Below are 19352 nucleotides of genomic sequence, written 5' to 3' on the forward strand. Positions count from 1 at the left end.
CGCATGCCGCAGGTTCTGGAGTTCTCCGACGTCGTCGTCCGCCGGAACGCCCGGGATATCGTCTCCCACCTCGACTGGTCGGTTTCGGACGATGAACGCTGGGTCGTCCTCGGTCCGAACGGCGCCGGCAAGACCACGGTGCTGCAGCTCGCCGACACGCTCCTGCACCCCACGTCGGGTGCGGTCACGATCCTCGGCGAGCGTCTCGGCCGCACCGACGTGTTCGAACTACGTCCGCGCATCGGTTTCGCCTCGTCGGCGATGGCGCGTCGCGTGCCGCCCGAGGAGACGGTGCTCGACGTCGTGCTGACGGCCGCCTACTCGGTGACGGGTCGCTGGCGCGAGGAGTACGACGACATCGACGAGCGTCGCGCGCTGCGCGTCCTCGCGGAGTGGCGTCTCGACCACCTCGCCGACCGCACTTTCGGGACGCTGTCCGACGGCGAGCAGAAGCGCGTGCAGATCGCGCGCGCCGTGATGACCGACCCCGAGCTCCTTCTCCTCGACGAGCCGACCGCGAGCCTCGACCTCGGCGCGCGCGAAGAGCTGCTGGCGCTGCTCTCCGGGTACGCGCAGGCCCCGACCACGCCCGCGATGATCATGGTCACGCATCACGTCGAGGAGATTCCCGTCGGGTTCACGCACGTCCTGCTGCTGCGGGACGGCGAGGTCGTGGCATCCGGGCCCCTGTCCGAGGCGCTCACGGCCGAGAACCTGTCCGCGACCTTCGGGGTGCAGATCACGCTGACCCAGGATGCCGGCCGCTACGCGGCGCGCGCATCGTCCTGAGGGTCGCACGGCCGACGTCGTGATCGGGCCTCGGGCCTGGTAGACTCGTCCTTTGGTGCCTCCGGCGCCGCAGACTTTGACCGTCCTGGCAGAATCCAGGGCACCACTTCTCAAAGGACCTCCCATGAAGACTGACCTCCACCCGGACTACCGCGCCGTCGTGTTCCGCGACCTCGGCTCGGGCGAGACGTTCCTCACCCGTTCGACGGTGACGAGCGACAAGACGATCGAGCTCGACGGTGTCGAGTACCCCGTCATCGACGTGGAAATCTCGTCGGCCTCGCACCCCTTCTACACGGGTAAGCAGCGCATCATGGACTCGGCCGGTCGCGTCGAGAAGTTCAACCAGCGCTTCAAGAACTTCGGCGCGCGCTGAGTCGCGGCGGTTCTCGCCGGAAGCCCTCGTCCTTCGTGACGGGGGCTTCCGTCATTTCTCGTGGGTGTCGTCGCCGCGCGACTGATTCTCACCGGACCAGGCGCACCGTGCGCGGGATCGGGCCGAACGAGGACTCGGCGCCGTCCGGGCGGAAGCCGTTCCGCAGGTAGAAGGCGTGCGCGCGCGGATTGTCGGCGGCGACCCAGAGCGAGGCCGGGCGGTCGGCGAGCACGGCGTCGAGCAGCGCCTGCCCGGCACCCGAGCCGTGGGCGCTGCGGAGCACGTAGATCATCGTGAGTTCCTCGGGACGGACGGCATCCGGTTCCGCCGTCGGTGTCGTCGAGGCGAATCCGACGATGCCCCCCTCGCCTTCCGCCACGGCCGTGGTGTGGGAGTCCTCCCGCAGAGTGGCCTGCCACATGGCGATCCGGCGGTCGACGCGGAACCACGGGCTGGTGTCGGGGTCCTCGACGAACTTGCCGTACGTTTCGCGCCAGGATGCCGCGTGCACGCGGGCGATCGCCTCGGCGTCGGAGAGACGGGCGCGGCGCACCGGGTGAACATCGGCGCCGTCGTTCGGCGCGGAGTCGGGTGCCGGCTCGGGGGCGTCGGAGTCGCGGGCGGGATCCATACGGGGGAGCGTAGCGTTGCGCGATCGCGAGACCTCGCAGACCTCCCGAGGTCCGCGTGCTCGATAGCGTGGGTGGATGCATTCTGACTCGGTGACCGTTCGCGCCGACATCGATGCACCCGTGGAGGTTGCCTGGCGAGTCTTGACCGTAGAACGGGACTCGTGGTGGCCCGAGATGCGGTTCACCGCAGCCGTCGGAGCCTCGCTCAGCGAAACCTGGACGGAGGATGGGCACCGGATGAGCGCGACCGGCACGGTTACCCGCTGCCTGCCACCGCACGGTCTCGCATTCCGGTGGATCGAGCCGCGGTGGAGTCTGCCTCTCGACGTGGACATCCGCCTCGCCCGGCGGTCGGGGGCCACGTCGGTCACGCTCGTCGAATCCGGGTTCGTCCGCGCGACGAGCTCGCCAACGTTGCCCGCGGAGCACGAAGACGGGTGGATGTACCACCTGGAGCGGTGGAAGCGCGCGAGCGAGCGGGCCGTGAACGACGACCGCGGTCGGTGACCGCTCCAGCCCTTCCCGCGGCGATCTAAAACGGTGGCGGATCGGCGTCGATGTGGGCGCCGAGTGGGCTGGTCCAGACGAGGGCGCCGGTGTCGGGGTCGCGACCGGCGGCCCAGCGGGTCTCGTGGCGGAGGCGGTGATGGTGGCGGCATTCGGGATCGAGGTTGTCGTCGTCGGTGGCACCGCCCTCGCTCCACGCGCGGAGATGGTCGAGGTCGCAGTCTCGTGTCGGCCGGCCGCATCCGGGGAACGCGCAGGTCGGCGACGTGATGCCGAGCCACCGTCGCAGGGCCGTGGGCACCCGGTACGTCGTGCGGTCGAGAGCGAGGGGAGCCCCGGTGACGGGGTGGGTGAGCACGCGGACCCACGACGTCGCCTCTCCGGCGAGCCGCCGTGCCGTGTCGAGGTCGATCGGCCCGTAGCCGTCGAGGGTCGGCGGGGTGTCGTCCGCGCCGAGCAGAGTGAGAGCCGGGATCGTGACGACGACACCGGGACGAGAGACGGGTCCGCTGCGGCGTGCACGGGCGGGGTCGGCGGGGGTTGCCGCGGCATCGACCCCAGCCCCCGCTCCGGTGAGGAGATCGGCGAAGGCGTCGGCGCGGAGCTGCGCGAGCGTGCGGTCCTCGCTCTCGGCGGTGGCGAGGTGGCGCGCGGCCCGGTCGAGGTGGGTCATTGCGGCGGCGGCGCGATCAACGGGGAGGAACGCGGTGAGCGTTGCCATGCCATCGAGCTCGGCAGTCATCCAGACGCCCCGGTCTTCGCGGGCGCGCTCGTGGCGAGTCTGGAGGGATTCGGCGTGCACGCGCTCGCGCAGAGCTCGCGCCGACGTTGCGAAGCGGGCAGGGGAGAGCCGGAGCGCCCGGTCGCGCGCGCCCGTGTCAAACGCCGCCCACGATGCGGGGTCTGCGGGGAGGCTCACGGAGAGCCGCGCGGTCTCGATCGCGTGACGTTCCGACACGAGCCCCTCGGCGAACGCTCCCCAGACCCTCGGGCAGCGTTCGCCAAGGATCGCAGCGTGGGCCGCGCGGGTGCGTACCGTCTGCTCCGCGAGTCGCAGACGGACCGCGATCTCGGCCACCGCGGCGCGTTCGGCCATGTCGAGCCGGTCGCGTCGGACGGCGGCGACGGAGCGCCCGCGAGGGTCGCACCAGAGGCCGTCCAGCGTGGGGTCGGGGCCGACCCAAGGATCGGGGTCATCGAGGGCGTCCTGCAGCACGCGTCGGATCAGGTCGTACTCCGCAGCCGTCGCGCGGTGCCGGGCGGTCGCCGACTCTTCGAGACGGTCGATGAGCAGCGCCCGGGATGTGGAGAAAGCGCCGTCGTCGTCGTCGTCTTCGTTGACCAGACCGAGGGCGATCGCCCACGCGGAGTCCGCGTCGGCTTGCAGGATGTCGTCGCCCGGCCGAGGCACCCCCGCCCACGCGTCGGCCGCGGGCGACCGATCGTGTGCGGGTGCGGGTAACTCCATGATCGAACGCTACCGAGGGCCTCCGACATCGCAGCCCGACGTCGCGGTTCAGCGGATCGGCCACGCCCCGTCGAGCGGGGGAGCCTCGGCATCCAACCGTCCGATCTTCACGAAGTACTCCGTGAGGCTCGCCGCCTGCGCCCGCGCCCACGCGATCTGTCGCGTGTGCAGTTCGTCGAGAGTCGGCGGCAGCCACGCGGCGTAGCGCTCGGCGAGGGCGAGGGCGAGGCGTCCCGCGGCGACGGCGTCGGCGCAGGCTTCGTGCGCGGACTCGAGCGGCACGGCGTAGTGTGCAGCGACGTGTGTGAGCGTGCGCTTGCCGCGCCGGTAGCGGTCGTAGGTCTTGTCGACGACGAGCGGGTCGATCACCGGTGACGGAGCATCGATCGGCAGGATGCCGTGGCGTAGGGCCTCGTACTTCAGCAGCGAGAAGTCGAACGGAGCGTTGTACGCCACGACGGGGATCCCGGCGTCGAACAAGGCCCGCAGCGCCTCGACGACCTCGGACACGACGGAAGCGGCCCGCGCCCCTTCGGCGCGGGCCTGAGCGGTGGTCACGCCGTGGATCGCGGCGGCGCCCGCGGGGATCTCGACGCCGGGGTCGGCGAGCCAGTCACGGGCGTCGATGATGTGGCCGTCGGCGTCGAGCACGCCCACGTGCGCGGTCACGATCCGATCGTTCCTGACGTCGACGCCGGTGGTCTCGAGGTCGAACACGCCGACGACGCGCGCCCACTCCGGGGTCTGGAACAAGGGGAGCGGCTCGGCCTGCCACGTGGTCATGCGCTCACGCTAGGGCGGGGTTCCGACACGGCGCGCGAGGCGCTCCGCAACGGCCCCCACGCCGGACCTCCCGCGCCCCCGGCCCGGCGTCCCCGGGACGGAAGACCACGCCCACGCCGGACCGCCCGCGCCCCGCCCCGACGCCCCGGAGCGCGCGCCCCACCTCGTAGAATCGACGGATGCCGAACCCCTACGCCCCGCTCCTGGCCGAGATCGCGGTCGAGCGGCGGACGGCCGAGATCCTCGGCGGGACGACGGCGTACTGGACCTACGGCGACGAGGACGCCGCGACGACGATCGTGGCGGTGCACGGCTTCCGCGGCGAGCACCACGGGCTCGAGCCGGTCGTGGCGCACCTGCCCGGCATCCGGGTCATCTCGCCCGATCTGCCGGGTTTCGGCGAGACCGCTCCGTTGCCGGGACGCACGCACGACCTCGACGCGTACGCGGACTGGTTGCGCGCGTTCGTGGAGCCGGTGGCGCCGGGGGCGATCGTCCTCGGTCACTCGTTCGGCTCGATCGTCGCGTCCGCGGCGGTCGCCGGCGGTCTCGCGACGCCGCGGCTCATCCTGGTGAACCCGATCGGCGCCCCGGCGCTCGAGGGGCCCCGTGGGCTACTTACGCGCCTCGCGGTGTTCTACTACCTCGCCGGCGCGCGTCTTCCGCGCGCGCTGGGGGATGCGCTGCTGCGCAACGGTGTCATCGTCCGGGTCATGAGCATCGCGATGGCCAAGACCCGCGAGCCCGATCTGCGCCGGTTCATCCACGAGCAGCACGACGCGTACTTCTCGCGTTTCGCCGACCGCGACGTCCTGCACGACGCGTTCGTCACGAGCGTGTCGCACGACGTGCGCGAGTTCGCTCCGCGCATAGCGCAGCCGACCCTCCTCGTCGCCGCCGAGAAGGACGACATCACCCCCATCGAGGCCGAACGCCACCTCGCAACCCTGTTCCCGGATGCCGAGCTGGTCGAGATCCCGGCCGTCGGTCATCTGATCCACTACGAGACCCCGGCCGTCGCGGCATCCGCGATCCGCGGGTTCCTCGGAACCGAGGATTCTCAGGCCGGCTGATCCGCCTTGCGGCGCCGGTAGGCGTTGACGTTCATGCGATTGCCGCAGTTGCCCGAATCGCAGTACCGCTTCGAGCCGTTCTTCGAGAAGTCGACGTACACGCCGCGGCAGTCGTCGGCATCGCACACGCGAACGCGCGCGTACTCGTCGGCGCGGATGACGTCGACGAACGCCATCGCCGCCTCGACGAGGATGCGCTGAGCGAGCGCGTCCGAGGGGTCGGACGCGTGGATGTGCCAGTCGAATCCGTCGTGGCGCACGAGCTGCGGGAGGGCGCGGCCGTCGCGGAGCATCGCGTTCACGAGGGGGACGCCCCCGTCGCGGTCGACCGTCCACAGCTCGTAGATCCGGTTGCGGATGCCGCGGACCGCGGCGAGCTCTCGATCGTCGTGCGTGCGCGAACCCGTGTAGCCGTGCCGGGTGGCGAAGTCCTCCAGCTGCTCGGGCGAGACGAGCGTGTCTTCGCCGGTGGTGTCGGTGTGGGGGAGCGTGTTGACCAGCTCGACCGTGGCGCGAAGGACGAGTTCGGTGTCACGGATGAAGACCATGTTGACTCCTGACAGGCGAAGGCTCTACTGTCACGAGTGTAAACGTATTTGACTCCTGACAGCGGGCTTTGCATGACCACTTCCTCCGTCGCCCTCCCTCGCCCGACCCACCGCGGGTCCGGCGCCGTCACCGGCCTCGCGATCGCCGTCGCGTCCGCCTTGGCGTTCTCCTCCAGCGGCCCCTTCGTCAAGCCGCTGCTGGAGGGCGGGTGGTCGCTCGGCGCCGTCCTGCTCGTGCGGATGGCCTTGGCATCCCTGATCCTGTCGCCGGCCCTCATCCGCGCGATCCGCCGTCAGCGCGGGTTCCTTCGCCGCCACGGGCTGATCATCGTCTCGTTCGGTCTGACGGCCGTGGCCGGATGCCAGGTGTTCTACTTCGCCGCGCTTCAGCGGATGCCGGTCGCTGTCGCGCTGCTGATCCAGTACATCGCGCCGGTTCTGCTCGTGGTGGCGGTGTGGGTGCGGACGCGCCGGGCGCCGTCCAGGCTCGTCATCATCGGTTCCGTCGTGGCGATGGCGGGTCTCGTGCTGGTCGTGGACATCAGCGGGGCGCGCTTCGATCTGCTGGGAACGCTCTTCGCCCTGTGCGCCGCCGTCTGTGCGGCGGCGTACTTCGTCATCGCGGCACGCGCGGGCGATGAGCTTCCGCCTCTCGCGCTCGCGGCCGGTGGTCTGCTCACCGGCACCCTCGTCATGGCCGTCCTGGTGGCCACCGGGGTGCTCCCCTTCGCCGCTCCCGCGATCACGGTGCAGGTGCTGGGGCTCGAGGTGCACGGCATCCTGCCCCTGCTGTGGGTCGGCGCAGTCGCGACGACCCTCGGGTACGCGCTCGGCGTGATCGCCGTGCCGCTCATCGGTTCGCGCGTTGCGTCGTTCGTGGGGCTCAGCGAGGTGCTCTTCGCGCTCGGTTTCGCGTGGCTCCTGCTCGGCGAGACGCCGGCGCCCGTGCAATTCATCGGGGGAGCGGTGCTCCTCGCGGGAGTGGTGCTCGTGCGGCTGGATGCCAGTGACCCGGTCGAGCAGCGGACCGAGACCGCGAGCATTCCGGTGGTGCCGTCGCCCTAAGAGCGCGGGCTGCTGTCACCCTCGGGGGTCGCGGGCCGCACCTGGTGCCGTGCGTGGCCGATGGGTGACGGGCGGCGCTCGGCTCAGAGCTGCTCGCGCGCCAAGTCCATCAGCGGGCTCACGCGGTAGCCGATGACCTCGCCCATCACGAGAGATGTCTCGGTGCGTTCGACGCCCTCGATCGAGAGGATGCGCGCGTCCGTGTCGAACAGGTGCTGGGTGTCGCGACAGGCGACGCGCACGAGGAGGTCGACTTGGCCGCTCAATCCGTGGGCCTGCAGCACCTCGGGCACCCGGGCGAGAGCCTCACGGATCGTCGGCAGCTCGGCCTGGCGCACCGTCACCTGCAGGAACGCCTCGATGGGGAACCCCAACGCCTCGGCCGACAGCGTGCGCTCGTACGAGAGGAAGACCCCGCCCTTCTCCAGGCGGCTCATGCGCGCCTGGACCGTGTTGCGGGAGAGCCCCAACTTTTCAGCGAGCGCAACCACCGTCGCACGCGGTTCGTGGGACAGGGCGCGGAGGAGGTCGAGGTCGACCGCGTCGAGCTTGGTCATGCTTCGGAACATTAGCAGGATGCCGAGCTCTCACGATGTGCACAATGCTGAATCAGCGTGGCAGGCGTTGAGCGCCCTGCGTGCCGAGCGTGCTTCGCGCGTCGGAATCCCGCCGCGATGCGCGGGTCCGGGGCCCGATGCTCAGTTCGCGACGCCGGCGTAGGCCAGCATCTCCCACGCTTCGCCGTCGAGGCGGAACACGGTCGCGGAGCAGTTCGGGAGCCGTTCGCCCACGCGGGGAAACTCGCCGTCGGTGGCATGCATGATGACCTCGCGGATTAACGCGCCGTGCGCGACCGCGATGACATCCACGCCCTCCGGCGTTTCGGCGACGACCTCGGCGATCGCGGCGAGGGCGCGCTCACGCACGACCGGCCACGCCTCGGCGCCGGGAACCTGGGCTGCGTGCCACGGTCCGTACGCGTCGGAGAACGTGGCGGCATCCATGCCCTCGGCGTCGCCGTACGAACGCTCGCGCAGGCCCGGGAGTCGGCGGGTGACGATCGTGCCGAGCGCGTCCGCGATCGTGTCGGCGGTCTCGGCGGCCCGGGAGAGGTCGCTCGAGACGACGACGACGTCGCGTCCGGCGAGGTCGGCGGCGAGCGTCGCGGCGACCTCACGGGCCTGGGCGCGGCCCGTGTCGTTCAGGGGGATGTCGGTCGAGCCCTGGACGCGGCCACGGGCGTTCCAGTCGGTCTCGCCGTGGCGCACGAGGGTGAGGATCGTCACGCTTCGAGCCTACCCGCGGGCGTAGGAGCGGGGAGCCGCCCGGTGCGAGGCTGCCCGCCGTGCGGTCCGCGGCGACAACGCGCACGTCGCGCGGGACGCGGGCGCGCCCTGTGCCTTACCGCAGCTCCGGCAACCGCTCCGCGAAGGTCGTCAGCACGTCGCTCGTGCCGGCGTCGATCTTGACGGCCGCGCGCTGGTCGGCGCGGGTCGCACCGCGGTTGATGATGACGACGGGGAGCCGTCGACGGCGAGCCCGCTCGACGAGACGGATACCGGAATTCACGACGAGGGACGAACCCGCCACCACGAGCGCATCGCTCGCGTGCACCAGTTGTTCGGCTTCGCGGAACTTCTCGACCGGGATGTACTCGCCGAAGAAGACGACATCGGGTTTGAGAGTGCCTCCGCAGACGGTGCACACCGGGACGATGAAGCCCTCCGCCGAGGCCGGCGTGACGTCGCCGTCGGGCCCGAGCTCAACGTTCGCGGGCACGGTGATCCAGGGGTTGTCCGCCTCGACGCGTGCCGCGAGGTCGCGACGGTCGAACACCTGCCCGCAGTGCAGGCACCCGACACGGCGCATCGTGCCGTGCAGCTCGACGACGCGGTGGCTCCCGGCGCGCACGTGAAGGCCGTCGACGTTCTGCGTGATGACCCCGTTGGAGACGCCGGCGTTCTCGAGCGTCGCGAGGGCGCGATGCCCGTCGTTCGGCGTGGCGGCCGCGAACGCCTTCCACCCGAGATGGCTGCCGACCCAGTACCGCCGGCGCGCGTCGGCGTTCGCCAGGAACTGCTGTGCCGTCATCGGGGTGCGTGTCGGTGCCCCTTTGCCGCGGTAGTCGGGGATCCCGGAATCGGTCGACACCCCGGCGCCCGTCAGGACGGCGATGCGGCGACCGGCAAGCACTTCGACGGCTCGATCGATGGATGCCACCGTCTCGGCATCCCTCGTCGTGTCCGTCATGCCCACCTCCGTCGTGTCGAGTCTAGGACCGCCCGCGCACGCCGTCGTCCGGGGCGGTTCGAGCCGTTCGGGGCGCGGGACGATCCTTGCCCTGGCAGAGTGGGACGATGCCCGTGACCCCGATCGACTCCGCGACCGACCCGCGGCTCGCCGACTATCGCGACCTGACGGACGTGTCGCTGCGGCGCGTCAGCGAACCCGCGGGGGGCCTGTACATCGCGGAGTCGTCCAAGGTGCTGGACCGTGCGCTCCGCGCCGGACACAGCCCGCGCTCCGTGCTCGTGCAGGAGAAGTTCCTCGACGACGCCCTCGCCCTCGTCGGACCGGATGCCGAGGTCTACGTCGTCCCCTCCGAGGTGGCCGAGCGCGTCACCGGGTACACCGTGCACCGCGGGCTGCTGGCATCCATGCATCGCCCCGTCCTCGGGTCCGTCGCCGGCGTCGTCGCGGGGGCGCGGCTCGTCGTGGTGCTCGAGGACATCGTCGATCACACCAACGTCGGGGCGGCGTTCCGGTCGGCGGCCGCCCTGGGCGCGGACGCGGTGCTCGTGACCCCGCGCTGCGCGGACCCGCTGTACCGCCGGAGCGTCCGGGTCAGCATGGGGACCGTGTTCCAGGTGCCGTGGACGCGGCTGCCGGAGTGGCCCGAGGCGAAGCCGCTGCTGCAGGACGCGGGGCTGCACCTCGCGGCCCTCGCGCTCGCCGATGACGCCGTTCCGCTCGACGCGTTCGCCTCGGCCGGGCACGAGCGCGTCGCGCTACTGCTCGGTGCCGAGGGCGACGGCCTCAGCCGTGGTGCGTTGCAGGCCGCCGACACGGTCGTCACGATCCCGATGGCCGGGGGAGTGGACTCGCTCAACGTCGCCGCGGCGAGCGCGGTCGCGCTCTGGGAGCTCGGCCGCGCGCTGCGCTGACCTCAGACCTGCGTCTCGCGTGAGGCCGCGGCATCCCGGCCCGGGGCGAGCGTCGTCACCGGCAGCGGCTCGGGGCGCTTGGGCAGGATGTCGTCGCCCGACGACTGGTGGCGCAGACGCCGCAGCACCCACGGCATGAGGTACGACCGCGCCCACACGAGGTCTTTCTCGCGTGCGGCGCGCCAGGTCGTGGCGGTCAGTGCATCGGGCTGCATCGGCTGCAGGTCGTTGGGCACGTTGAGCGCGCGCAGCACCATGCGCGCCACCTCGTGATGACCGAGGGCGTTGTAGTGCAGTCGGTCGTCGTCGAAGAAGCGCATGTCCTGGACCTCTTTCAGGCCCCACTGGTTGGCGACGATGCAGTCGTAGCGATCGGCGATGGAACGGATGTTCTCGTTGTAGATCGCGACCTTGCCCCGGATGCCACGGAACACCGGCGTGAACTCGGTGTCGATCCCGGTGAACACGACGAGTGTCGCGCCGTCGCTGCGCAGCCGGACGACCGCGTCCTCGAACTGCTGCGAGACGAGGTCGGGGTCGGTGCCGGGGCGGATGACGTCATTGCCTCCGGCGGAGAACGTGATGAGATCCGGCTTCAGAGCGAGCGCCGGTTCGATCTGGTCGGCGACGATCTGCCCGATGAGCTTCCCGCGCACCGCGAGGTTGGCGTACGCGAAGTCGTCGACCTGGGATGCCAGCACCTCGGCGACGCGGTCGGCCCACCCGCGGTGACCGCCGTCGGGCAGCGGGTCGCCGATGCCTTCGGTGAACGAGTCGCCGAGGGCGACGAACCGGCGCCAGGGGTGCGGGCCGGGGTTGTCGGACGGAGACGGGGTGGCGGGCGAGTGCGCATCGAGTGTCATCGAAACCTCCGATCCTAGGCTAACCCCGGCCTCCGACAGGACAAGGGTCCTGCTGCTCCCCCTCTCCCGGGCGCTGGGCCGACCCCCTCGATAAACGCTCCGGCTGGGCAGAAACGCCGCGCCGGAGCGTTTCTGCCAACGCAGAGCGTTTATCGCTGATGGGGTCGCGGAACCGTCCCCAGGCCGGCGCGTGACCCCCGCGCCGTCGCCTATCGTGGATGTTCGCGCTCGCGAGGGATGGAGGTTCGATGCTGGAAGAAGAAGCCCGCACTTCGGCCCTCCCGCACACCGCCGACGCGACTGCTCCGGAGCTCTCCTTCGCCGAGGCGCCCGAGGGCAGCGACGAGCACCACTTCGGCTCCTTCGCCGCCGAGCACCTCTCGCCCTCGTTCCCGCAGCGCGCCCCGTGGGGAACCGCCCAGCGCCTGCGCGCCTGGCAGGCCGAGGCGCTCGACCAGTACTTCGGCTCCGACGGTCCCGACGGCGTCGGCAAGGGCCCGCGGGACTTCCTCGCCGCCGCCACCCCCGGCGCCGGTAAGACCACGTTCGCCCTGCGCCTCGCCTCCGAACTCATGCGCCGCCGCGTCGTCGATCGCATCGTCGTCGTGGCCCCCACCGAGCACCTCAAGACCCAGTGGGCCGAGGCGGGAGCGCGCGTCGGCATCCGTCTCGATCCGTACTTCTCCAACCGGCACGCCACCCCCTCGCGGCAGTATCACGGCGTCGCGGTCACGTACGCGCAGGTCGCGGTCAAGGCCGAGGTCCATCAGCGCCTGACGATGGATGCCAGAACCCTGGTGATCCTCGACGAGGTCCACCACGGCGGCGACGCCCTCAGCTGGGGCGACGCGCTCCGCGAGGCGTACGGGCGGGCGACCCGGCGTCTCCTGCTGTCGGGGACGCCGTTCCGCAGCGACACCGCGCCGATCCCGTTCGTGGAGTACCACCCGAACGACAAGGGCATCCGCCTCTCGCGCACCGACTACGCCTACGGCTATCGTCGCGCGCTCGACGACGGGGTCGTGCGCCCCGTCTTCTTCCTCGTCTACGCCGGGCAGATGCGCTGGCGCACCAAAGCGGGCGAAGAGATGGAGGCGCAGCTCGGGCAGGACAACACCAAGGACATCACCTCGCAGGCCTGGCGCACCGCGCTCGACCCCAACGGCGACTGGATCCCCGCGGTGCTGCGCTCGGCCGACCGGCGCCTGACAGAGGTGCGAGAAACGGTCCCGGATGCCGGCGGCCTCGTCATCGCCACCGACCAGACCGCCGCGCGCGCCTACGCCACGATCCTCGAGGACATCAGCGGCGAGAAGGTCACCGTCGTCCTTTCCGACGAGGCCGAGGCCTCGGGCCGCATCGAGACGTTCTCGAAGGGCACGAGCCGCTGGATGGTCGCGGTCCGCATGGTGTCCGAGGGCGTCGACGTCCCGCGCCTCGCCGTCGGCGTGTACGCCACGAGCGCCTCCACGCCGCTCTTCTTCGCGCAGGCCATCGGCCGCTTCGTCCGCGCCCGTCGGCGAGGAGAGACCGCGAGCGTCTTCCTCCCCAACGTGCCGCAGCTCCTGGCGCTCGCCGGAGAGATGGAGGCCCAGCGCGACCACGCCCTCGACCGCGACAGCGACGCGGACGACCAGTGGAACGCCGAAGAAGACATGATGGATGCCGCCGAGCGCGAGGACAAAGCCTCCGACGCGCTCGAGCAGGAGTTCGAGTATCAGGCCCTCGGCTCGCTCGCCCACTTCGACCGCGTGCTGTTCGACGGGCAGGAGTTCGGCCAGCTCGCCGTCCCCGGCACGGTCGAGGAGGAGGAGTTCCTCGGCATCCCGGGGCTCCTCGAACCCGAGCAGGTGCACGAGGTGCTCATGACGCGCGCGTCGCGTCAGTCGCGGCACCGCTCCTCGCGCGAGGCGAAGGAGAAGGCCAGCGGCCAGGAGCCGCCCAGCGTCGACGAGGGCGGCCTGCCGCAGCCGCTGCACCGCACCCTCAAAGAGCAGCGGCAGCTCCTCAACAGCCTCGTCGGGCTCTACGCCCGGCAGACGGGCGAAGCGCACGGTCTCGTGCACGCCGAGCTCCGCCGCATCTGCGGAGGCCCCGCCGTTTCCCACGCCACCGTCGCGCAGCTGCAGGCCCGCATCGAGGTGCTGCGCAAGCGCGTCCGTTCCTGAGCCTCATTCGGGACGGTTTCGCGGGCCCGAAATGCTGGCACCGGGGTAGTGGCATCCGCGTCTTTCCGGGCTTCGGAGACCCGAAATGCTGTCAGTCTCCGCCCGCGCGCCCGGGGAGGGAATCCCTCCCTCTAACGTGGGGGCGACCCGAAGGAGAACCGTGACGATCGCCGCCACACCCACCGCCCGCGACCGCCGCCGCTGGGCGCGCTACCTCGTCGACGAGCGCGCCGAGGCCCGCGTGTACCGCGACCTCGCGAGCCGACGCGCCGGCGAGGAACGCGAGATCCTGCTCGCGCTCGCCGAGGCCGAGGGCCGCCACGAGCAGCACTGGCTCGACCTGCTCGGCGACACGCCGCAGCGACTTCCCCGACCCGGTCTGGGCACCACGCTGCTCGCCTGGATGGCGCGCCGGTTCGGCTCGATCTTCGTCCTCGCACTGGCCCAGAACGCCGAAGCCCGCTCGCCGTACGCCGACGAGCCCTACGCCACTGCGCAGATGGCCGCCGACGAGCAGGTGCACCACGAGGTCGTGCGCGGTCTGGCCGCCCGCGGACGCCGCCGCCTGTCGGGTACGTTCCGTGCCGCGGTGTTCGGCGCGAACGACGGACTCGTGTCGAACCTCGCGCTCGTGATGGGCGTCGGTGCCACGGGCGTTGCGCCGAGCTTCGTGCTCTTCAGCGGTATCGCGGGTCTGCTCGCCGGCGCGCTGTCGATGGGCGCCGGGGAGTTCGTCTCGGTCCGGTCGCAGCGCGAGCTGCTCGAGGCGACCGAGGAGAACGACTTCGCCGATGCCGCGCTCCCTCACCTCGACCTGGATGCCAACGAGCTCGCGCTCGTCTATCGCACCCGCGGGATGGATGCCGACGAGGCCCTCGTGAAGGCGCGCGATGTCGTCTCCGCGGCCCAGGCGGGCACCGCTCCGGTCGCCGCGGCGCCGGGGGAGTTCTCGCACGAGGTCGTCGGGAGCGCCTGGGGCGCGGCGCTGTCGAGCTTCCTGTTCTTCGCCTCCGGCGCGATCATCCCGGTCCTGCCGTGGATCTTCGGTCTGAGCGGCGTCGGCGCCGTGGCCGTGGCGCTGGCGCTCGTGGGCATCGCTCTGCTGGGGACGGGCGCGATGGTCGGTCTTCTCTCCGGCGCCTCGCCGCTCAAGCGCGGCCTGCGCCAACTTGCGATCGGTTTCGGCGCCGCCGCCGTGACGTACGTCCTGGGCCTGTTGTTCGGGGTGTCGGCGGCCTGAGTCTGCGGCCTGAGTCTGCGGCATCCATCGAGAAACGCGATTTGTGCCGAGAAACGCGCTCTCGCGGCGTGTTTCGCCGCAGATCGCGTTTATCGCTTGGGCTGGGGGCGCGCGGCGGCGGGGGAGCGCGGGTCAGCCGCGGCTCGCGTGTACGCGCGCGGCTTCGCGCACGGCGCTGATGTTCTTGCGACCGGCGCGGGAGCCGGCGAGCTTTGCGGTGATGTGCTGCGCGACCGTCACCGGCTCGTACAGTGCGGGGAACTCGGCGGTCGCGAAGTGGGGGAGCACCCCCACCACCGCATCGGCGTTGCCGTCGTGGAAGAAGGCCGCCGACCGGCGTCGCTCGATCGTCCCGTCGATCACGGGCGGCTTGACCCGGTGCAGCGTCGAAAGCCACTTGTCGTTCGTGAGCCGCGCGGCGACGTCTCCGATGTTCACCAGCAGCGCCCCGTCCGCGGGCATGACGTCGTTCCACGATCCGTCCAGCCCCAGCACCTGGAGCCCCGCCACCTGGTCAGCCCACAGCACGGTGACCAGGCCGAAGTCGGTGTGCTCGCCCATGCCCGTCAGCTCGGCGCCGAGCTCGATCGACCCCGGCGGCAGCGCGTAGTTGTTCATCCGCAGCACGTCGATCGAGTGGTCGGTGAGCGAATCGAAGTAATCGTCGGGCACGCGCAGGGCCGCGGCGAAGATCTGCGTCAGGGTGTGAGCGACCCGCCGTGCCTCGCCGTAGTAGGTCTCGACCGCCCCGCGGAACAGCGGGGCTGCGTCGGGCCAGGTGTTCTCGGCGTAGTCCGCGGCCGTCGCCGTCGTCCCGGGATACTCCCGCCACGACGTCCCGACGTTGAACGCCTCGAAGAAGTCGTTCATGCGGGTCACCGGGTCGACCCCCAGGCTGTAGCTCAGCGACTCGCTCTTGGGCGGCGTGTAGCCGCGGTTCTCAGACGAAGGTCGCACGTACTGCTTCTTGGCCTCCAGGGGCAGTGCGAAGAACTCGTCGATCCCGGCTTCGAGGTCGTCGACGACGACATTCGGGATGCCGTGACCCACGATCTGCATGAACCCGACGGTGCGGCAGGCGTGGTCGACGGCCGCGACGACGGCGGCGCGGGCGGCTTCGGGACCGGGGGCGACCCAGGGCGAGATGTCGATCGTGGGAACGTGGAACCGGTACATGTGGCATCCATCCTTCCGGGATGCCTCGACGCTAGAGCCGTGATGTCACATCGGCGTTTCGCCGGTGTCACGGGTGGTGCGCAGCACCGGAAAAGAAGAAGGCCCCGGACGAATCCGGGGCCTTCTTCTCTTTGTGCGCGAGGGGGGACTTGAACCCCCACGCCCTATACGGGCACTAGCACCTCAAGCTAGCGCGTCTACCTATTCCGCCACCCGCGCATTGGGTGTCTGTCGCTTTCGCAACGAAGAACGACATTACCACGCCAGGAGGACAGCCTACGAACCAGCGTCGCACCCCGGGCGCGTCCTGAGGTGGCGTGGACGGGGGAAGGGGCACGCGCCCGGTACCGTAGTGCGCATGTCCGAGCACGACGCCGACCCGCCCGAGGTCGCCCGCGTGGCCGCCGACCTCATCCGCTTCGACACGACGAACTTCGGTGGCGGCAGGTCCCGCGGCGAGCGCGAGGCCGCGGAGTACGTCGGCGCCTCCCTCGAAGCCCTCGGCCTCGACGTCGACTACTACGAGCCGATCGACCGCCGCACCAATGTCTGTGCGCGCGTGCCCGGGCGAAACCCCGACAAGCCGGCACTCATCCTCCACGGGCACCTCGACGTCGTCCCCGCGGTCGCGGAGGACTGGAGCGTCGACCCGTTCGCGGGCGAGATCCGCGACGGCATCCTGTGGGGCCGCGGCGCCGTCGACATGAAGGACATGGATGCCATGATCCTCACCGCCGTGGCCGACGTCCTGCGCGCGGGGGAGCAGCCCGAGCGCGACATCATCGTGACGTTCTTCGCGGACGAGGAGAACGGCGGCGTCGAGGGCTCGGCGCTCGTCGTCCGCGACCGTCCCGAGTGGTTCGCGGGGGCGACCGAGGCGATCAGCGAGGTGGGCGGGTACTCGATCACGGTCGACGACCGACGCGCGTACCTCCTGCAGGTGGGCGAGAAGGCGCTGCTGTGGATCAGGCTCGTGGCTCGCGGCCGCGCCGGTCACGGCAGCGCCCTGCACCCCGACAACGCCGTCACCGCCGTGGCCGAAGCCGTCGCCGCGCTCGGTCGCACGCGCTGGCCGGTCCGCCTCACCGACACCACCACGCAGCTCCTTGCCGGCCTCGCCGAGCTCACGGGCGACGACGCGGGCGACCCCGACGCGCTGGCACAGCGCACGGGCGCCGCATCCGGGTTCCTCCGTTCGACGCTTCGCACGACGACGAACCCGACGGGGCTCACCGCCGGCTACAAGCACAACGTCATCCCCGACCGGGCGGAAGCGCTCATCGACGTGCGCGTCCTCCCCGGCACCGAAGAGGCGGCGCTGGCCGACATCCGCCGCATCGTGGGGCCCGACATCGAGGTCGAGATCGTCCACCAGGACATCGGCCTGGAGGTCCCGTTCTCGGGTGACCTCGTGGATGCCATGGTCGGACAGCTGTCGCGGCACGACCCGGGCGTGCCGGTCATCCCGTACCTCATGGGCGGCGGCACCGACAACAAGGCTCTCGCCTCCCTCGGAATCTCCGGTTACGGGTTCGCGCCGTTGCGACTCCCGTCCGATCTCGACTTCACCGGGATGTTCCACGGTGTGGATGAGCGCGTCCCCGTGGACGCGCTCGAGTTCGGTCGTCGAGTTCTCGCCGACCTCATCCGGACGTACTGAAGGACTCCATGCACATTTTCGAGGTCATCATCCTCGGGCTCGTCCAGGGCCTGACCGAGTTCCTCCCGATCTCCTCCAGCGCGCATCTGCGCATCGTCGGCGAGTTCCTGCCGTCGCAGACCGATCCTGGCGCCACGTTCACCGCGATCACCCAGATCGGCACGGAACTGGCGGTGGTGATCTACTTCCGCAAGAAGATCGGCCGCGTCATCTCGCGGTGGTTCCAGTCGCTCACCGGCAAGGTGCCACGCAACGACCCCGACGCGCGGATGGGGTGGCTGATCATCATCGGAACCATCCCGATCGCGGTGCTCGGCGTGCTGCTGCAGAGCCTCATCCGCGACAACTTCCGCAGCCTGTGGATCACCGCGATCGTGCTGATCGTCTTCGGCGTCCTGCTCGGCCTCGCCGATCACTACGGCAAGCGACGCTACGAGCTCGATGACCTGACGTACCCGCATGGCTTCGCCTACGGCTTCGCCCAGGCTCTCGCCCTCGTCCCGGGCGTGTCACGCTCGGGAGCGACCACGACCCTCGGCCGCGCGCTCGGTTACAAGCGCACCGCGGTGGCCGAGTACTCGTTCCTGCTCGCCGTGCCCGCGGTGTTCGCGAGCGGGTTCTTCGAGCTGTACAAGAGTTTCGACGAGGGCACCGGCCCGTACACGCTCGGCGAGACGGGCATCGCGACCGTCATCGCCTTCGTCGCGGGCTACCTCGTGATCGCGTTCCTCATGCAGTACCTCAAGCGCGGCAGCTTCCTGCCGTTCGTGATCTACCGCGTCGTGCTGGGCGTCATCGTCATCGTCCTGCTGCTGACCGGGGTCGTGCCGGCGGAGTCGGCGATCATCGCCGGATAGTCTCCGACGCGAAGACCGACGGCGCCGCCCCCGATGAGGGACGGCGCCGTCGTCGTTTCCGCTCAGCGGCGAGGCGGCTCGTCGCGTCCGGGCTTGGTCGGGCCGTCGCCGCCCCGCCGGAGGTAGCGCTCGAACTCTTGGGCGATGGCATCCCCCGACGCCTCGGGCGAGTCCCACGTGTCGCGCGTCTGCTCGAGCTGGTGGATGTACTCGCGCATCTCGTCGTCGTCTGCCGCTGCGGCGTCGATCGACGCCTCCCAGGCGACGGCTTCGGCGGCGAGCTCGCCACGGGGCACGGGGATGCCGGACACCGACTCCAGACGGTCGAGGAGCGCGAGCGTGGCCTTGGGGGACGGCGTGTGGCCCGCGACGTAGTGCGGCACGCTCGCCCACAGGCTGGCGGTGGGGATGCCGGCGCGCTCGGCGGCGTCACCGAGGGCGCTGAGGATGCCGACCGGGCCCTCGTACAGGCTTCGCTCGAGTCCGAGCGACTGGCGCACGCCGTCGTTGTCGCTGCCGGCGAAGACGGAGATCGGTCGGGTGTGCGGCACGTCCGACATCATCGAGCCGAGGGCGACGAACCCGGTGACGTCCTCGCGCAGGGCGACGTCGATGAACTCGGCGGCGAACGCCTGCCAGGCGCGCGCGGGCTCCACGCCGACGAGCAGCCAGATCTCGGGGTCATCGGTGCGGCGCGCGGGGCGAAGGAGCGTCGCCTCGGGCCACGTGAGCGTGCGGTGACCCTCGGCATCCACACCGATCTGGGGCCGCGTGTACTGATAGTCGAAGTACAGCTCCGGATCCACGGAATGGACCACCTCGTAGTCGCTGCCCGTCCGCAGCATCGCTGCCGCGGCCGAGGCCGCCTCCCCGGCATCGTTCCAGCCGTCGAAAGCGGCGACGATGATCCGGCGACCCAGTGCGTCCACGCAACCTCCTCTGCCCCTGCGGGGCTGGATATCCAGGATAGGCGCATGCGACCG

At 70.8% G+C, this 19352-nt stretch carries 20 protein-coding genes and 1 tRNA gene; 10 read left to right on the forward strand and 11 right to left on the reverse strand.

Going from position 1 to position 19352, the window contains the following annotated elements:
• Nucleotides 1-3 precede the first annotated feature (3 nt).
• Both ABC271_RS08005 and ABC271_RS08010 read left to right on the forward strand, forming a co-directional pair.
• On the forward strand, nucleotides 4-789 hold the full coding sequence (locus tag ABC271_RS08005; protein WP_412924364.1) for an ABC transporter ATP-binding protein: 786 nt from the start codon (nucleotides 4-6) through the stop codon (nucleotides 787-789).
• 124 nt (nucleotides 790-913) lie between these two features.
• The gene (locus ABC271_RS08010; RefSeq protein ID WP_412924365.1) at nucleotides 914-1165 is read left to right on the forward strand and encodes a type B 50S ribosomal protein L31; all 252 of its coding nucleotides are present in this window, start codon (nucleotides 914-916) and stop codon (nucleotides 1163-1165) included.
• A gap of 88 nt (nucleotides 1166-1253) precedes the next feature.
• Here ABC271_RS08010 and ABC271_RS08015 read toward each other — a convergent pair whose 3' ends face one another.
• Complete coding sequence (locus tag ABC271_RS08015; RefSeq protein ID WP_412924366.1) at nucleotides 1254-1796, reverse strand: GNAT family N-acetyltransferase; 543 nt, start codon at nucleotides 1794-1796, stop codon at nucleotides 1254-1256.
• Between the two features lie 76 nt (nucleotides 1797-1872).
• Between ABC271_RS08015 and ABC271_RS08020 the strand changes: the two genes are divergently transcribed.
• A complete protein-coding gene (locus tag ABC271_RS08020; RefSeq protein ID WP_412924367.1) occupies nucleotides 1873-2304 on the forward strand; it encodes an SRPBCC family protein in 432 nt (143 codons plus the stop codon).
• 25 nt (nucleotides 2305-2329) lie between these two features.
• Here the strand turns inward: ABC271_RS08020 and ABC271_RS08025 are convergent, their stop codons facing one another.
• Both ABC271_RS08025 and ABC271_RS08030 read right to left on the reverse strand, forming a co-directional pair.
• Nucleotides 2330-3772, reverse strand: a complete 1443-nt coding sequence (locus ABC271_RS08025; protein WP_412924368.1) for an HNH endonuclease signature motif containing protein — start codon at nucleotides 3770-3772, stop codon at nucleotides 2330-2332.
• Between the two features lie 48 nt (nucleotides 3773-3820).
• A complete protein-coding gene (locus tag ABC271_RS08030) occupies nucleotides 3821-4555 on the reverse strand; it encodes an exonuclease domain-containing protein (RefSeq protein ID WP_412924369.1) in 735 nt (244 codons plus the stop codon).
• Nucleotides 4556-4734: 179 nt separating this feature from the next.
• Here ABC271_RS08030 and ABC271_RS08035 point away from each other — a divergent pair, with 179 nt between their 5' ends.
• Nucleotides 4735-5628, forward strand: coding sequence for an alpha/beta fold hydrolase (locus ABC271_RS08035; RefSeq protein ID WP_412924370.1), 894 nt, complete (start codon nucleotides 4735-4737; stop codon nucleotides 5626-5628).
• On the opposite strand, the gene ABC271_RS08040 is transcribed toward ABC271_RS08035, so the two are convergent.
• Entirely contained in the window at nucleotides 5616-6176 is a 561-nt protein-coding gene (locus tag ABC271_RS08040; RefSeq protein ID WP_412924371.1) for a CGNR zinc finger domain-containing protein, read from the reverse strand. The two genes, ABC271_RS08035 and ABC271_RS08040, sit on opposite strands and share 13 nt — an antisense overlap.
• A gap of 72 nt (nucleotides 6177-6248) precedes the next feature.
• Here ABC271_RS08040 and ABC271_RS08045 point away from each other — a divergent pair, with 72 nt between their 5' ends.
• On the forward strand, nucleotides 6249-7241 hold the full coding sequence (locus ABC271_RS08045) for a DMT family transporter (protein WP_412924372.1): 993 nt from the start codon (nucleotides 6249-6251) through the stop codon (nucleotides 7239-7241).
• A gap of 83 nt (nucleotides 7242-7324) precedes the next feature.
• On the opposite strand, the gene ABC271_RS08050 is transcribed toward ABC271_RS08045, so the two are convergent.
• The 3 genes from ABC271_RS08050 to ABC271_RS08060 all read right to left on the reverse strand — a co-directional run bounded on the left by ABC271_RS08050 (nucleotide 7325) and on the right by ABC271_RS08060 (nucleotide 9491).
• Entirely contained in the window at nucleotides 7325-7798 is a 474-nt protein-coding gene (locus tag ABC271_RS08050; RefSeq protein ID WP_412924373.1) for an Lrp/AsnC family transcriptional regulator, read from the reverse strand.
• Nucleotides 7799-7939: 141 nt separating this feature from the next.
• Entirely contained in the window at nucleotides 7940-8527 is a 588-nt protein-coding gene (locus ABC271_RS08055; RefSeq protein WP_412924374.1) for a histidine phosphatase family protein, read from the reverse strand.
• A gap of 115 nt (nucleotides 8528-8642) precedes the next feature.
• Nucleotides 8643-9491 (reverse strand): Sir2 family NAD-dependent protein deacetylase, encoded by an 849-nt coding sequence (locus ABC271_RS08060; protein ID WP_412924375.1) that lies wholly within the window; start codon nucleotides 9489-9491, stop codon nucleotides 8643-8645.
• A gap of 107 nt (nucleotides 9492-9598) precedes the next feature.
• On the opposite strand from ABC271_RS08060, the gene ABC271_RS08065 reads away from it, so the two are divergent.
• Nucleotides 9599-10405, forward strand: coding sequence for a TrmH family RNA methyltransferase (locus tag ABC271_RS08065; RefSeq protein ID WP_412924376.1), 807 nt, complete (start codon nucleotides 9599-9601; stop codon nucleotides 10403-10405).
• A gap of 2 nt (nucleotides 10406-10407) precedes the next feature.
• Here ABC271_RS08065 and ABC271_RS08070 read toward each other — a convergent pair whose 3' ends face one another.
• Complete coding sequence (locus ABC271_RS08070) at nucleotides 10408-11268, reverse strand: SGNH/GDSL hydrolase family protein (RefSeq protein ID WP_412924377.1); 861 nt, start codon at nucleotides 11266-11268, stop codon at nucleotides 10408-10410.
• A 248-nt stretch (nucleotides 11269-11516) separates the two neighbouring features.
• Here ABC271_RS08070 and ABC271_RS08075 point away from each other — a divergent pair, with 248 nt between their 5' ends.
• On the forward strand, nucleotides 11517-13436 hold the full coding sequence (locus ABC271_RS08075; RefSeq protein ID WP_412924378.1) for a DEAD/DEAH box helicase: 1920 nt from the start codon (nucleotides 11517-11519) through the stop codon (nucleotides 13434-13436).
• A 160-nt stretch (nucleotides 13437-13596) separates the two neighbouring features.
• A complete protein-coding gene (locus ABC271_RS08080) occupies nucleotides 13597-14676 on the forward strand; it encodes a VIT1/CCC1 transporter family protein (RefSeq protein WP_412924379.1) in 1080 nt (359 codons plus the stop codon).
• A gap of 132 nt (nucleotides 14677-14808) precedes the next feature.
• On the opposite strand, the gene ABC271_RS08085 is transcribed toward ABC271_RS08080, so the two are convergent.
• Nucleotides 14809-15852 (reverse strand): isopenicillin N synthase family dioxygenase, encoded by a 1044-nt coding sequence (locus ABC271_RS08085; RefSeq protein WP_412924380.1) that lies wholly within the window; start codon nucleotides 15850-15852, stop codon nucleotides 14809-14811.
• A gap of 134 nt (nucleotides 15853-15986) precedes the next feature.
• A tRNA-Leu gene (locus ABC271_RS08090) sits at nucleotides 15987-16071 on the reverse strand.
• Nucleotides 16072-16210: 139 nt separating this feature from the next.
• Between ABC271_RS08090 and ABC271_RS08095 the strand changes: the two genes are divergently transcribed.
• On the forward strand, nucleotides 16211-17512 hold the full coding sequence (locus tag ABC271_RS08095; RefSeq protein WP_412924381.1) for a M20/M25/M40 family metallo-hydrolase: 1302 nt from the start codon (nucleotides 16211-16213) through the stop codon (nucleotides 17510-17512).
• Nucleotides 17513-17520: 8 nt separating this feature from the next.
• Nucleotides 17521-18369 carry an undecaprenyl-diphosphate phosphatase gene (locus tag ABC271_RS08100; RefSeq protein ID WP_412924382.1) on the forward strand — a complete coding sequence of 283 codons (849 nt, stop codon included), beginning with the start codon at nucleotides 17521-17523 and terminating at the stop codon, nucleotides 18367-18369.
• Nucleotides 18370-18431: 62 nt separating this feature from the next.
• Here the strand turns inward: ABC271_RS08100 and ABC271_RS08105 are convergent, their stop codons facing one another.
• On the reverse strand, nucleotides 18432-19298 hold the full coding sequence (locus ABC271_RS08105) for a PAC2 family protein (RefSeq protein WP_412924383.1): 867 nt from the start codon (nucleotides 19296-19298) through the stop codon (nucleotides 18432-18434).
• Nucleotides 19299-19352 lie beyond the last annotated feature (54 nt).

Source organism: Microbacterium canaveralium (genome assembly GCF_047238045.1).
Lineage (GTDB): Bacteria > Actinomycetota > Actinomycetes > Actinomycetales > Microbacteriaceae > Microbacterium.

Excerpts from the sequence above, each read along its gene's own strand:
- ABC271_RS08065 (WP_412924376.1), top strand. The coding sequence starts at position 9,599 with ATGCCCGTGACCCCGATCGACTCCGCGACCGACCCGCGGCTCGCCGAC.
- ABC271_RS08070 (WP_412924377.1), bottom strand. The coding sequence starts at position 11,268 with ATGACACTCGATGCGCACTCGCCCGCCACCCCGTCTCCGTCCGACAAC.
- ABC271_RS08010 (WP_412924365.1), top strand. The coding sequence starts at position 914 with ATGAAGACTGACCTCCACCCGGACTACCGCGCCGTCGTGTTCCGCGAC.
- ABC271_RS08100 (WP_412924382.1), top strand. The coding sequence starts at position 17,521 with ATGCACATTTTCGAGGTCATCATCCTCGGGCTCGTCCAGGGCCTGACC.
- ABC271_RS08040 (WP_412924371.1), bottom strand. The coding sequence starts at position 6,176 with ATGGTCTTCATCCGTGACACCGAACTCGTCCTTCGCGCCACGGTCGAG.
- ABC271_RS08085 (WP_412924380.1), bottom strand. The coding sequence starts at position 15,852 with ATGTACCGGTTCCACGTTCCCACGATCGACATCTCGCCCTGGGTCGCC.
- ABC271_RS08095 (WP_412924381.1), top strand. The coding sequence starts at position 16,211 with ATGTCCGAGCACGACGCCGACCCGCCCGAGGTCGCCCGCGTGGCCGCC.
- ABC271_RS08005 (WP_412924364.1), top strand. The coding sequence starts at position 4 with ATGCCGCAGGTTCTGGAGTTCTCCGACGTCGTCGTCCGCCGGAACGCC.
- ABC271_RS08050 (WP_412924373.1), bottom strand. The coding sequence starts at position 7,798 with ATGACCAAGCTCGACGCGGTCGACCTCGACCTCCTCCGCGCCCTGTCC.
- ABC271_RS08030 (WP_412924369.1), bottom strand. The coding sequence starts at position 4,555 with ATGACCACGTGGCAGGCCGAGCCGCTCCCCTTGTTCCAGACCCCGGAG.
- ABC271_RS08060 (WP_412924375.1), bottom strand. The coding sequence starts at position 9,491 with ATGACGGACACGACGAGGGATGCCGAGACGGTGGCATCCATCGATCGA.
- ABC271_RS08045 (WP_412924372.1), top strand. The coding sequence starts at position 6,249 with ATGACCACTTCCTCCGTCGCCCTCCCTCGCCCGACCCACCGCGGGTCC.
- ABC271_RS08020 (WP_412924367.1), top strand. The coding sequence starts at position 1,873 with ATGCATTCTGACTCGGTGACCGTTCGCGCCGACATCGATGCACCCGTG.
- ABC271_RS08025 (WP_412924368.1), bottom strand. The coding sequence starts at position 3,772 with ATGGAGTTACCCGCACCCGCACACGATCGGTCGCCCGCGGCCGACGCG.
- ABC271_RS08075 (WP_412924378.1), top strand. The coding sequence starts at position 11,517 with ATGCTGGAAGAAGAAGCCCGCACTTCGGCCCTCCCGCACACCGCCGAC.
- ABC271_RS08015 (WP_412924366.1), bottom strand. The coding sequence starts at position 1,796 with ATGGATCCCGCCCGCGACTCCGACGCCCCCGAGCCGGCACCCGACTCC.
- ABC271_RS08035 (WP_412924370.1), top strand. The coding sequence starts at position 4,735 with ATGCCGAACCCCTACGCCCCGCTCCTGGCCGAGATCGCGGTCGAGCGG.